The following is an 11,509-nucleotide window of genomic DNA, read 5'->3' on the forward strand; positions in this document are numbered from 1 at the left end:
CGATCAGCACGCCCCGGCGCTTTCGCCGGCGGGGCGCGGACGGTTCATGGCGAACCGAAATGCAATGGACGGCCGAGCATCCGGCCGCCAACCACAAGGGGAAATACCGATGAACAAGCTCAACCTGCAGCACGCCTGCAAGACCGCCGCGGCCCTGGCCTGCCTGGCGTGGGGGATGAATGCCCATGCCCAGGCGCCGGCGCCATTGGCCGACTATCCCAAGCAGGCGATCACCGTGGTGTCGCCGTTCCCGCCCGGGGGCGGCAATGATGGCGTGGCGCGTCTCATCGCGCAGGAACTGGGCGCCCTCATCGGCCAGAGCGTGGTGGTGGAAAACCGCTCCGGCGCGGGCGGCAACGTCGGCACTTCGCAGGTCTCGCGCGCCAAGCCCGATGGCTACACGCTGGTGATGTCGCAGACCAGCGTCATGGCGGTCAATCCGCGCCTGTACAAGAACGTCGGCTTCGATCCGCTCAAGGATTTCGTGCCGATCTCGCAGATCACCTCGGCGCCGCTGGTGCTGGTGGCGCGCAGCGAAAGCGCCTACAAATCGCTGGGCGACTATCTGGATGCCGCGCGCAAGCAGCCGGGCGTCATCACCTACGCCACGCCCGGCAACGGCACCATGAGCCACCTGATGGGGGCGCTGCTGTCGCAGAAGGCCAACGTGAAGCTGGTGCACGTGCCGTACCGCGGCGCCGCGCCCGCCATTACCGACCTGATGGGCGGCACGGTCGACATGCTGATCACCTCGCCGGCCTCGGCCGAGCCGATGGTGGCGGCGGGCAAGCTGCGCATCCTGGCGCTCAGCCATGAAAACGGCATCGGCATCTTCAAGGGCGCGCCCACGCTCGGGCAGTCCGGCATGGACGGCATCACGGCCGACGACTGGTATGGCCTGTTCGCGCCGGCAGGCACGCCGCCCGAACGCGTCGCCTATCTGGCGCAGGCCGTGGCGCAGGCGATGAAATCGCCCAACGTCATCGCCAAGATCCAGGCCGGCGGCAGCCAGCCCGTGGGCAGCGCGCCCGACGCCTTCGGCAAGCGCCTGCAGCAGGACACCGCCTACTGGGCCGACATGGTGAAGGTGGCCGGCGTCTCGGTGGATTGAGGCCCGGCTACACCGCCAGCAGCTTGCCCACGGCGGCCTTCAGGGCCGCGTAGGCGGGCTGCTTCTGCGCATTGGTGTTGGTGATCAGGTGATCGATGCGGTTCACTTCGCAGTACGACACCCGGCTGCACAGGCCGATCTTGCTGAAGTCGGCCAGCAGGATGCGCTGCTTGGCGTTGGCCGCCATGGCGCGCGCCACCTCGGCTTCGCGCAGGTCGTAGCTGGTGGCGCCGCATTCGGCGTCCACGCCCACCGGCGACAGCAGCGCCACGTCGGCGCGGTAGCGGTGGATCTCGGCGATGGTGATGTCGCCGGCGGTGGCGCACACCGGCCCGCCGACCGAGCCGCCCAGCATGAGCAGTTCGTTGGCGCCGCTGCCCGCGGCGCCAACCTTGAGCGCCACGTCGAACGAATTGGTGATGATGGTCAGGCCGCTCAGCTTGGCCAGCTCGTCGGCCAGCATGCTGGTGGTGCTGCCGGCGTCCAGGAATAGCGTCTGGCCGCTCGTCACCAGGCCGGCGGCGGCGCGGGCGATGGCGCGCTTGTACTTGACGCGGGTGTGCACGCGCTCGGCGATCGGCGGTTCGCTGTGCACCGGCACCGCGCCGCCATGCACGCGGCGCAGCTCGCCCATCGCTTCCAGCTCCAGCAGATCGCGCCGCACGGTCTCCCGCGATACCCCCAGTTCGCCGACGATACGGTCGGTCGATACCTGCTGCAGGGAAGACAGCAGGGCGCGGATTCTCTGATACCGCTCTTCTTGCCACATATCGGATGCTTCCTAATCTATTTGCGGCGGCGCGCCGGCAGCGCGATCAACGCGCGCATCGCCAGCAGCGAACCGCCCACGACCAGCATGATAAGCGTCGAATAGGCCGCCGCCTGCGAGACGAACCCCGCTTCGTCCAGCCGCAGTACGGAAACCGGCGCGACGCTGACCGACGGCGTGACCAGGAAGATCACCGCCGACAGCGTCACCATGGAACGCATGAAGAGGAAAAAGAACACGCCCAGCACCGTCGCGGCGATCTGCGGCAGCACCGCGTCGCGCAGCACCTGCAAGGTGCCGCCGCCCAGGCAGCTCACCGCTTCCTCCAGCGCCTGCGGCACCGCGCGCATGCCGGTCATCATCGTCAGAAAGCCCTGCGTGTGATAGTGGTAGAAGTTGCACAGCGCGATCAGCGCGGCGCTGCCATACAGCGCGTAGAGCGGGTTGGCGGGCGAGTTGAAGGCGAAGATATACGACAGCCCCAGCACCAGCCCCGGCACGCCCACCGGCAGCACCGACACCAGGTAGACCAGCTTGGCCCAGGCGCGCGGAATGCGGCAGACGCCGAAGGTCAGGAAGAACAGCAGCAGCACGCCGCCGGCCGCGGCCGCCAGCGACAGGTACAGCGACGTCCACAGCGGCGCATAGCCGCCGCTGACGGTGATGTCGTAATGCTTCAGGGTCCACTCCATCCGGTACGGCCACAGCCGCATGAAGCTGGCGAACACGACGGTGCCCACCGTCACCACGATGGTGCTGGCGCACAGCAGCACGCCCGCCGTGAACGCCAGGTCGCGGCCGCGCGCCGGCTGCGGCGTGACGCGCAGTCCGCTGGGCGAGGCGGCGCCGAACTGGCGTTGCGACGCCACCCGTTCGATCTGCACCGAGATCAACGAGGGCAGCAGCAGCAGGATGCCGACCACCGAGCCCATGCCGAAATTCATCTGGCCCGACACTTGGCTGTAGATCTCGGTGGCCAGCACGCGGTAGTTGCCGCCGATCACCGCGGCGTTGCCGAAGTCGGTGATGGTGATGACGAACACCACGAACGCCGCGCTCAGCAGGCCGAACTTGCAGTTGGGCAGGGTGATGTCGAAGAACTGCCGCAGGCTCGACGCGCCCATCACCTCGGCCGCGTCGTAATAGCGCGCATCGGTGTTGCGCAGCGCCGCCTGCAGGATCAGCACCGCCTGGGGCAGGGCATAGAACACGTTCGAGATCAGCAGGCCCCAGAAGCCGTAGATATCGAATTCCCACCCCGTCCAGCGATGCACCAGGCCGTTGCGGCCGAGCAGGAAGATCAGTCCCAACCCCTGCACCAGCGACGGCGCCAGCAGCGGCAGCACCAGCGCCAGCTTCACCAGCGCCTTGCCGCGCATGCGGCTGCGGTCCAGCCCGAAGGCGATGGCAAAGCCCAGCAACAGGCTGACGGCGGTGGTGGCCGCGCTCATCGTCAGGCTGTTGGCGGTGGCGGTCAGGATGCCGCGGGTGGCGAATACCTCGGCGTAGTTGCCCAGGCCGATGCCGCCGTCCTTTTCCACCAGGCTGCGCCAGCCGACCGTGGCCAGCGGATACAGGAAGAACAGCGCCAGTCCCGCCATCGGAATGCCGACGCAGGTCCATAGCAGCAGGCGATCCAGGGAGGCCGGCGAGCGGTTGGCGCGAGACGACGTGGCGGCGCCGATACGAACCGTGTTCATGCCTTGGCCTCCGCGCGTGCCGGCGTGGCGGACGCAGTCATACGCGGACCCAGGCGCACTGTTCCGGCGCCATGTCCAGGCGCACCGGCGCGCCCTGCGACAAGCCCGCCGCGCCCTGCTGCTCGACCAGCAGCTCGCGGCCCTGCCACGCCACCCGCACGCGTGTCAGGTTGCCCATGAAGGTCATCTCGCGCACCCGCCCCGGCCCGCGCGCATCGGCGGCGATGCGCAGGCTTTCCGGCCGCAGGCAGGCCTCGAAACGCTCGCTGGCGCCATCGGGCCGGGTCGCCAGCAGTGCCGGCATGGCCTCGCGCACCCAGTCGGTCGGCAGCAGGTTGCTCAGGCCGACGAAGTTGGCGACGAAGCGCGTGCGCGGCCGCAGATACAAGTCGGACGGCGAACCCACCTGCTCGACGCGGCCGTCGTTCATGCACACGATCTTGTCGGCCAGCGTCAGCGCCTCCTCCTGGTCGTGCGTCACCATGATGGTCGGGATCTGCAGGCGGCGCTGCACCTCGTGGATCTCGGCGCGCATGTCGGTGCGCACGCGCGCGTCCAGCGCCGACAGCGGTTCGTCCAGCAGGATCAGCGCCGGGTCCACCGCCAGCGCCCGCGCCAATGCCACGCGCTGTTGCTGGCCGCCGGACAGCTGGTGGGGATAACGCTGTGCATAATCCGGCAGCTTGATCAGCGCCAGCAATTCACGCACCCGCGCCTCGATGCGCTCGCGGCTCTCGCCGCGGATGCGCAGGCCGTAGCCGACGTTTTCGGCCACGGTCATGTTGGGAAACAGCGAATACGACTGGAACACGATGCCGAAGCCGCGCTTGCGCGCAGGCAGCGCCGACAGGTCGCGTCCGCCCAGCGTGATGGTGCCGCTGTCGAATGGCAGCAGGCCGGCGACGATGCGCAGCAGGGTGGTCTTGCCGCAGCCGCTGGGTCCCAGCAGGCAGACGAATTCGTGCTCGCCGACGGACAGGTCGATGCCTTCCAGCGCCACCGCGCCGTCGAAGGTCTTGCGGATCCCGCGCAATTCCAGGTACATGGCCACTCCAGGCGGTGGCGTGGCGGCCGGCGGCGCCGGCCGCGCGCGCCGTCAGCGTTTGATGGTGTCCTGCCAGGTCTTGATGGTGGCGTCGCGTTCCGCCGCCGATTTCTGGAAGTCCACGGGGTACAGCACGGCGGTCAGGTCCTTGGGCAGCCCGGCGGCCTCGGCCGCCTTGTTGGGGGCGGCGCCTGGAATCGTCACCAGTTCCTTGTACTTGCTGTACAGCCCGCCGGCCTGCGCCGACAGCGTCCAGTCGAGGAAGCGCTTGGCGTCCGCGGGATTCTTGGCGGTCTTCATCAGGCCCGAGGCTTCCAGCTCGTAGCCCACCCATTTCGACGGGATCACCATCTTCACCGGAAAGCCTTCCTCGATCGATTGCATCGCCGGGAACGCGAACGACACGCCAATCGCATACTCGCCGGCGCGCGCCATCTTGCAGGGGCGGGAACCCGACGGCGTGTACTGCGCCACGTTCTTGTCCAGGTCCTTGAGCAGCGCCCAGCCCTTCTCGGCGCCCAGGCCCTGCAACAGCGCGACGATCTGCAGATAACCGGTGCCGGATGCGGCCGGGCTGGGGATGACGATCTCGCCCTTGTAGACCGGCTTGGTCAGGTCTTCCCACGAGGTCGGCATCGGCAGGTTCTTGGACTTGAGCCGGTCGGTGTTGACACAGAACGCGGCCACGTAGCCGGTGGCGGCGAACCACTTGTTGTCGGCGGCCTTGTATTGCGCCGGCAGTGCGTCGATGCCCTTGGCCGCATACGGCTCCAGCAGCTTCTGCAGGCGCGGGTCCAGCATGTTGCTGACGGCGAAGCCCCAGATCACGTCCTGCTGCGGATTGCCGGCCTCGGCGATCAGGCGCGCGCCCAGGTCGCCGGTGGACAGGCGCAGCACGTTCACCTTCACGTCCGGCAGGGCGGCGTTGGCGGCCTTCAGGTAGGCCGCGATCTCGTCTTCCTCCAGCGCCGTGTAGACGGTGATGGCGCCGGCGTGGACAGCCTGGGCAAAACCTAGGGAAATTACTGCAACCACAAGACCAAGCTTCTTCTTACATTGCATGATGGGACTCCGGAAAGGAATACACGGCAACGGCGATGAGCTGCTTTTCTGCGGACGGCGGGGCGGTAAGGTTGCGCGAGGAAACGTTGCGTTTCCCGGGTTGCGTTTTTAGGTATATTTGCAAATTTGTGGCAACGTGTCTAGACTGGAAAAACCCGAATCGCATGGGTATTTCCGCGCCGCGCCACGCCTCGGAGCTCGTCATGCAAACTTCGCCGCCGCTTAATGCGCAGCAATTGGCCGCGTTTTCCTCGTTCGCCCAGACGCTGGCGGACCAGGTCCGGCCCTTGTCGCGCCAGTGGTTCCGCCACCCCCTGACGGTGGAGACCAAAGCGGATGAAAGTCCCGTCACCCGTGCCGACCGCGAGGTCGAGGAAGCGCTGCGCGCGGCCATCGCCCGCGAGTATCCGGATCACGGCATCTTCGGCGAGGAATACGGCGCCAGCCATGCGGAGGCCGAGTGGGTGTGGTCGCTCGATCCCATCGACGGCACCCGCGCCTTCATCTCCGGCAATCCCCTGTGGGGCACGCTGCTGGGCCTGCTGCACCGCGGCCGCCCGGTGCTGGGCCTGATCGACATTCCCATGATGGCCGAACGCTGGCTGGGCGTTGTCGGTTCGCCCGCGCGCCTGAATGGCGAACCCTGCCGCGCGCGCCAGTGCACCGGACTGGACCAGGCGATTCTCTACGCCACCTCGCCCGACATCTTCCAAGGCGCCGACCTGGACGCGTTCGAGGCGCTGGCGCGCTCGGTGCGCATGCGCCGCTATGGCGGCGATTGCTACAGCTATGGCCTGCTGGCCAGCGGCCATGTCGACCTGGTGGTCGAGGCCGGCCTGCAGCCGTATGACTATCTGGCGCTGATGCCCGTGATCGAAGGCGCGGGCGGCGTTATTACCGATTGGTCGGGGCAGCCGTTAGGCCTCGCGTCGCAGGGCCGCGTGATCGCGGCCGCCACGCCGCAGCTGCATCGCGAGGCGATGCGGATGCTGGGGGCGGCCGTGACCTGAAACACCGCGCCCCGCGACCCCGCACGTCAACGCAACGCTTCAGCCACGACAAGGTGAACGAGCCATGCATGCACTAGGGGTAGCAACGGTGGAAGACGCGGAGCGGCTGGTCCAGGCCAGCACGCTCTCGCATATCAAGATCGGCCTGTCCGACGTCGATGGCGTCATGCTGGGCAAGTATGTCAGGCGCGACAAATTCCTGGCCGCGCTGCGCGGCGGGCTGGCGTTCTGCGACGTGGTGTTCGGCTGGGACCTGGACGACCAGCTCTACGACAACACCAAGTACACCGGCTGGCACACGGCCTATCCCGATGCCAAGCTGCGCATCGTGCCCAGCACCTGCCGCCGGTTGCCGCTGGAGCAGGGGCCCGGCGGCGAGGACATGCTGCTGTTCCTGGCCGAGTTCGAAGGCCCCGCGGCCGACATCTGCCCGCGCCGCCTGCTGCACCGCACGCTGGACCGCGCCGCCGGCATGGGCTTCGAGGTCTACGCCGCGCTCGAATACGAGTTCTTCATGTTCCGCGAGACGCCGCACTCGGTGCGCGCCAAGCACTACCGCGACATGGAGAACTGGACCCCCGGCAACTTCGGCTACTCGGTGCTGCGCAGCACGGTGCAGGGCGATTTCTACCGCAAGCTGCTCGACATGTGCGAGCGCATGGACATGCCGATCGAGGGCCTGCATACCGAGACCGGTCCCGGCGTGCTGGAGGCGGCCATCGCGGTCGACCAGGCCGCCGCCGCCGGCGACAAGGCCTTCCTCTTCAAGACCTTCACCAAGGCGCTGGCGCAGCAGAACGGCCTGATGGCCACCTTCATGGCGAAGTGGTCGCACGATCATCCCGGCCAGAGCGGCCACATCCACCTGTCTCTGCGCGACCGCACCAGCGGCCGCTCGGCGTTCTACGACGAGTCGCGCCCGCACGGCATGAGCGCGACGCAGGAAGCCTTCATGGCCGGCGTGCAGCGCTACCTGCCCGAATTCATGGCGCTGTACGCGCAGACCATCAACAGCTATTCGCGCCTGGTGCCGGGCTACTGGGCGCCGCTGGACGCGACCTGGGGCATGGAGAACCGCACCACCGCATTGCGCCTCATCCCGGGCAGCGACAAGTCGCAGCGCGTCGAAGTGCGCATCGGCTCGGCCGACGCCAATCCGTACCTGGCGTTGTCCGCCGCGTTGGCGTCAGGCCTGCACGGCATCGAACAGGGTCTGAGACCCGAGCCGATGGTGCAGGGAAACGCCTACACGCAGCAGTTTCCCGACCACCTGCGCCTGCCCACCACGCTGTGGGAAGCGGCGCAGCGCCTGCGCCAGTCGGAGGCCGCGCGCGAGCTGTTCGGCGCCGCCTTCGTCGAACACTACGCCGCCACGCGCGAATGGGAAGAACGCCAGTTCCGGCGCCACGTCACCGATTGGGAGCTGGCGCGCTACTTCGAGATCATCTGAACACCGCCGCTTCACTCATCCACCACGCAAGCACAGGGTCGCCATGACGCAGGAACTCATCACCATCAGTCCCATCGACGGCCGCGAAGTCGTGCGCCGCCCCTACGCCAGCGAGGCGCAGGTCGCGCAGGCGCTGGCCGACGCGCAGGTCGCGCAGGGCGCGTGGCACGCGCTCGGCATCGAGCAGCGTGGCCGCATCCTGTCCGAGGCCGTGACGCGCTTTGTCGCGGGCAAGGCCGAGATCGCGCGCGCCATCACGATCCAGATGGGCCGTCCCCTGCGCTACACGCCGGGTGAAGTCGATGGCTTCGAAGCGCGCGCGCGCCACATGATCGGCATCGCCGCCGAAGCGCTGGCGCCGGTCCACGTGCCGGAGATCGCGGGCTTCACGCGCTTCATCAGCCGCGAGCCGATCGGCGTGGCGCTCACCATCGCGCCGTGGAACTATCCGCTGCTGACGGCGGTGAACAGCATCGTGCCGGCGCTGATGGCCGGCAACACCGTCATCCTCAAGCACTCCGACCAGACGCCGCTGTGCGCCGAGCTCATCGGCCGCGCCTTCAGCGAGGCCGGCGTGCCGCATGGCGTGTTCCAGTACCTGCATGCGAACCATGACATCGCGCAGCGGCTGATCCGCGCGCCTGAAATCGGCTACGTGTCCTTCACCGGGTCGGTGCGCGGCGGCCAGAGCGTGGAGCAGGCCGCGGCCGGCCGCTTCATCGGCGTGGGCCTGGAGCTGGGCGGCAACGATCCCGCCTATGTGCGCGCCGACGCCAACCTGGCGCACGTGGTCGATACGCTGGTCGACGGCGCCTTCTTCAACTCCGGCCAATCGTGCTGCGGCATCCAGCGCATCTACGTGGCGCGCGCACGCTACCAGGACTTCATCGATCGCGCCGCGGCGCTGACCCGCGAGTACGTGCTGGGCGATCCGTTGCGGCAAGACACCACGCTGGGTCCGGTGGTGCGCACGCGCGCCGCCGACGAGGTGCGCGAGGTCATCGCCGAGGCGGAATCGCGCGGCGCCCGCAACCTGGTCGATGCCGCGCGTTTCGACGCCGCGCGCGCCGGCACGCCGTACGTGGCGCCCGCGCTGCTGACGCAGGTCGACCACCGCATGCGCGTGATGAATGATGAATGCTTCGGCCCCGTGGTTGGCGTGATGCCCGTCGACAGCGATGAAGAGGCCGTGGCCCTGATGAACGACAGCCCCTATGGCCTGACCGCCGCCGTCTTCACGCAGGACGAAGACGCCGCCCTGCATCTCGGCCGCCAGTTGCGCACCGGCACCGTCTTCATGAACCGCTGCGACTACCTCGATCCCGCGCTGGCGTGGACCGGCGTCAAGCAAACCGGCCGCGGCGTTTCGTTGTCGCGCGTCGGCTACGAACAGCTCACCCAAGCCAAATCCTTCCATCTGCGCCGCACCGCCTGAGCGCGCGACCAGGAGCCGACATGACTGTCCCCAGCGTCAACTGGAACTATCCCACCGCCATCAAGGCGGGCCCCGGCCGCATCAAGGAATTGCCCGACTGGTGCCGCGAACTCGGCATGGCGCGGCCCTTGCTGGTCACCGATCCCGGCCTGGCCGCGCTGCCCATGATCGCCGACGCGGTGCGCGGCTGCCGCCAGGCCGGGCTCGAATGCGGCCTGTTCCACGAAGTGAAGGGCAACCCCACCGGTCGGAACGTGGACGATGGCGTGGCGCGTTATCGCGAAGGCCGCCACGATGGCGTCATCGCGTTCGGCGGCGGCTCGGCGCTGGACGCGGCCAAGGCCATCGCGCTGATGGCCGGGCAGAAGCGTCCGCTGTGGGATTTCGAGGACGTGGGCGACAACTACCTGCGCGTGAACGTCGCCGGCATGGCGCCGGTGGTGGCGGTGCCGACCACCGCGGGCACGGGCTCGGAAGTGGGACGCGCCTCCGTCATCACCGACGAGGCGGCGCAGGTCAAGCGCATCATCTTCCACGCGCGCATGCTGCCCGCCATCGTGATTCTCGACCCCGAACTCACCGTCGGCCTGCCGCCGCGCATCACCGCGGCCACGGGCATGGATGCGCTGTCGCACAACCTCGAAGCCTACTGTTCGCCGTTCTTCCATCCGATGGCCGCCGGCATCGCGCTCGAAGGCATGCGCATCGTCAAGGAATACCTGCCGCAGGCGGTGGCCGATGGCGCGGACCTGCAGGCTCGCCAGCAGATGCTGGTGGCCTCCAGCATGGGCGCCACCGCGTTCCAGCGCGGGCTGGGCGCGATGCACGCGCTGGCGCATCCGCTGGGGGCGCTGTACGACGCGCACCACGGCATGCTCAACGCCATCCTCATGCCCTATGTGCTCAAGGCCAACCAGCACGCGGTCGCGCCGCGGCTGCAGGCGCTGGCGCGCTACCTGGCCTTGCCTGACGACAGCCCCGGCGCCGTGCTCGACTGGGTGCTGGCGCTGCGCGAGACCGTCGGCATCCCGCACACCCTGGCCGACATCGGTATCGATGACGCCGAGGCCGAGCGGGTAGGGCGCATGGCGAGCGAGGATCCGTCGGGCGGCACCAACCCCGTCGCCTACACGCCGGACCAGTACGCTGAACTTTTTCGTGCAGCCGTTCGCGGAATCTTGTAAGCTTCGCCCCCTCTGCGCGGAAACGCGGCAGGAAGAGCAAAAGATTTGAATATTTTTCGTCCCAGGCGTTTGACAGCGGATTTGAAAGTGTTCATAATCTCAAGTTCTCCGCTGGAGGGGTGCCCGAGTGGTTAAAGGGGGCAGACTGTAAATCTGTTGGCCTTGCGCCTACGTTGGTTCGAATCCAACCTCCTCCACCAGAGACCCAAACCTGAATCCAGGCGATGTTTGCCTGGATTTTAAAATGTAGGCCTAGGGAACTGGGCGGCCTTCGCAACGAAGGCGGTAAGTTCTCCGGGCCTTGATTTTGAAAGTCTGGGAAAAGTAGTGAGGTGGTGAAAGGACAGCCGCGGGTGTAGCTCAATGGTAGAGCAGAAGCCTTCCAAGCTTACGACGAGGGTTCGATTCCCTTCACCCGCTCCAAGCAGTACACATGCCCATGTGGCTCAGTGGTAGAGCACTCCCTTGGTAAGGGAGAGGTCGCGCGTTCGATCCGCGCCATGGGCACCACAAATTCCAAAGTCTTATCTTCAGTCAGCAGCTTCAGTCAAAAGCGCAATCCAGGTCAGGAGTCAGCCATGGCAAAAGGCAAGTTTGAACGTACCAAGCCGCACGTGAACGTGGGTACGATTGGTCACGTTGACCACGGCAAAACGACGTTGACGGCGGCGATCACGACCGTTCTGTCGAGCAAGTTCGGCGGCGAAGCCAAGGGCTACGACCAGATCGACGCGGCTCCTGAA

At 67.4% G+C, this 11,509-nt stretch carries 10 protein-coding genes and 3 tRNA genes; 9 read left to right on the forward strand and 4 right to left on the reverse strand.

The genetic code is table 11. From position 1 onward, the window contains the following. Positions 1 to 109: 109 nt before the first annotated feature. A complete protein-coding gene (locus H0523_RS20865; RefSeq protein ID WP_054430969.1) occupies positions 110 to 1,111 on the forward strand; it encodes a Bug family tripartite tricarboxylate transporter substrate binding protein in 1,002 nt (333 codons plus the stop codon). A 7-nt stretch (positions 1,112 to 1,118) separates the two neighbouring features. Here H0523_RS20865 and H0523_RS20870 read toward each other — a convergent pair whose 3' ends face one another. Genes H0523_RS20870 through H0523_RS20885 form a run of 4 tightly spaced genes read right to left on the reverse strand, consistent with a single transcriptional unit; the run spans position 1,119 to position 5,687 of the window. Beyond that, on the reverse strand, positions 1,119 to 1,880 hold the full coding sequence (locus tag H0523_RS20870; RefSeq protein WP_054430967.1) for a DeoR/GlpR family DNA-binding transcription regulator: 762 nt from the start codon (positions 1,878 to 1,880) through the stop codon (positions 1,119 to 1,121). Between the two features lie 17 nt (positions 1,881 to 1,897). After that, positions 1,898 to 3,580, reverse strand: a complete 1,683-nt coding sequence (locus H0523_RS20875; RefSeq protein ID WP_054430965.1) for an ABC transporter permease subunit — start codon at positions 3,578 to 3,580, stop codon at positions 1,898 to 1,900. 37 nt (positions 3,581 to 3,617) lie between these two features. Continuing rightward, positions 3,618 to 4,625, reverse strand: a complete 1,008-nt coding sequence (locus H0523_RS20880; RefSeq protein WP_054430963.1) for an ABC transporter ATP-binding protein — start codon at positions 4,623 to 4,625, stop codon at positions 3,618 to 3,620. A 51-nt stretch (positions 4,626 to 4,676) separates the two neighbouring features. Next, positions 4,677 to 5,687, reverse strand: a complete 1,011-nt coding sequence (locus H0523_RS20885) for an ABC transporter substrate-binding protein (protein WP_054430961.1) — start codon at positions 5,685 to 5,687, stop codon at positions 4,677 to 4,679. 203 nt (positions 5,688 to 5,890) lie between these two features. Here H0523_RS20885 and hisN point away from each other — a divergent pair, with 203 nt between their 5' ends. The 8 genes from hisN to H0523_RS20925 all read left to right on the forward strand — a co-directional run. Further along, positions 5,891 to 6,697, forward strand: a complete 807-nt coding sequence (hisN, locus tag H0523_RS20890; protein WP_054431107.1) for a histidinol-phosphatase — start codon at positions 5,891 to 5,893, stop codon at positions 6,695 to 6,697. 64 nt (positions 6,698 to 6,761) lie between these two features. Then, the gene (locus H0523_RS20895) at positions 6,762 to 8,147 is read left to right on the forward strand and encodes a glutamine synthetase family protein (protein WP_054430960.1); all 1,386 of its coding nucleotides are present in this window, start codon (positions 6,762 to 6,764) and stop codon (positions 8,145 to 8,147) included. Positions 8,148 to 8,190: 43 nt separating this feature from the next. Further along, the gene (locus H0523_RS20900; protein WP_054430958.1) at positions 8,191 to 9,582 is read left to right on the forward strand and encodes an aldehyde dehydrogenase family protein; all 1,392 of its coding nucleotides are present in this window, start codon (positions 8,191 to 8,193) and stop codon (positions 9,580 to 9,582) included. A gap of 20 nt (positions 9,583 to 9,602) precedes the next feature. Then, entirely contained in the window at positions 9,603 to 10,766 is a 1,164-nt protein-coding gene (locus H0523_RS20905; RefSeq protein WP_054430956.1) for an iron-containing alcohol dehydrogenase, read from the forward strand. A 113-nt stretch (positions 10,767 to 10,879) separates the two neighbouring features. Next, positions 10,880 to 10,966, forward strand: a tRNA-Tyr gene (locus tag H0523_RS20910). Between the two features lie 149 nt (positions 10,967 to 11,115). Continuing rightward, positions 11,116 to 11,189: transfer RNA gene (locus H0523_RS20915), tRNA-Gly, on the forward strand. 12 nt (positions 11,190 to 11,201) lie between these two features. Further along, positions 11,202 to 11,276, forward strand: a tRNA-Thr gene (locus H0523_RS20920). A gap of 68 nt (positions 11,277 to 11,344) precedes the next feature. Continuing rightward, positions 11,345 to 11,509, forward strand: a 165-nt coding sequence (locus tag H0523_RS20925) for a GTP-binding protein (RefSeq protein WP_257225162.1), incomplete at its 3' end; no start/stop codon positions are given.

The sequence above is a fragment of the Achromobacter insuavis genome (assembly GCF_902859645.1).
Lineage (GTDB): Bacteria > Pseudomonadota > Gammaproteobacteria > Burkholderiales > Burkholderiaceae_B > Achromobacter > Achromobacter insuavis.

Coding starts and splice junctions, on each gene's coding strand:
- H0523_RS20865 (WP_054430969.1), top strand. CDS start 110: ATGAACAAGCTCAACCTGCAGCACGCCTGCAAGACCGCCGCGGCCCTG.
- H0523_RS20870 (WP_054430967.1), bottom strand. CDS start 1,880: ATGTGGCAAGAAGAGCGGTATCAGAGAATCCGCGCCCTGCTGTCTTCC.
- H0523_RS20875 (WP_054430965.1), bottom strand. CDS start 3,580: ATGAACACGGTTCGTATCGGCGCCGCCACGTCGTCTCGCGCCAACCGC.
- H0523_RS20880 (WP_054430963.1), bottom strand. CDS start 4,625: ATGTACCTGGAATTGCGCGGGATCCGCAAGACCTTCGACGGCGCGGTG.
- H0523_RS20885 (WP_054430961.1), bottom strand. CDS start 5,687: ATGCAATGTAAGAAGAAGCTTGGTCTTGTGGTTGCAGTAATTTCCCTA.
- hisN (WP_054431107.1), top strand. CDS start 5,891: ATGCAAACTTCGCCGCCGCTTAATGCGCAGCAATTGGCCGCGTTTTCC.
- H0523_RS20895 (WP_054430960.1), top strand. CDS start 6,762: ATGCATGCACTAGGGGTAGCAACGGTGGAAGACGCGGAGCGGCTGGTC.
- H0523_RS20900 (WP_054430958.1), top strand. CDS start 8,191: ATGACGCAGGAACTCATCACCATCAGTCCCATCGACGGCCGCGAAGTC.
- H0523_RS20905 (WP_054430956.1), top strand. CDS start 9,603: ATGACTGTCCCCAGCGTCAACTGGAACTATCCCACCGCCATCAAGGCG.